The organism is Acinetobacter courvalinii (assembly GCF_014635545.1).
GTDB classification, from domain to species: Bacteria; Pseudomonadota; Gammaproteobacteria; order Pseudomonadales; family Moraxellaceae; genus Acinetobacter; species Acinetobacter courvalinii.
Genome location: NZ_BMDA01000023.1, coordinates 1 through 555, shown reverse-complemented (window position 1 = coordinate 555; position 555 = coordinate 1). Strand labels below are relative to the sequence as shown.

1 tRNA gene is annotated in these 555 nt (G+C 37.8%); it reads right to left on the bottom strand.

Annotated elements, in window-relative coordinates:
• Nucleotides 1–456: 456 nt before the first annotated feature.
• Nucleotides 457–532: transfer RNA gene (locus IEV39_RS18385), tRNA-Ala, on the bottom strand.
• Nucleotides 533–555: the final 23 nt, after the last annotated feature.

The following is a 555-nucleotide window of genomic DNA, read 5'->3' as shown; positions in this document are numbered from 1 at the left end:
CTATCACGTCTTTCATCGCCTCTGACTGCCAAGGCATCCACCACATGCACTTAATTACTTGACTATACAACCCCAAACAGTCGTTACACCTACAAGTGGGTGTAGCAACAGAATCAATGTAAACATCAATTCATACAGCTTGTTGTTTCGTGAACTTAATCACCGTACAGCTTCAATCTAAATTCATATACCAAAACGCTTGATTCAGTGTTTTTGCTAGTTCTCAGATTAATTCTTCATCTAACTGAAATACTTGCGTATTATCGTTAGTGTTAAATTAATCGAGTTTGAACAATTTATTTCAGACTCAATTCTACTAATCTGTTAATGATTAACTACCACCTCGTCGGTGCGTAGTAAACTGTGATAAATCACAGAGATTAATAAACCAGTCAACCTAGACTGTATTCACTAAACTCTATAATCTATTTTAGCTCAGAATTACTAAGTAATTCATGGTGGAGACTAGGAGAGTCGAACTCCTGACCTCCTGCGTGCAAAGCAGGCGCTCTACCAACTAAGCTAAGTCCCCAGCTTACAATCATAATGAACGAT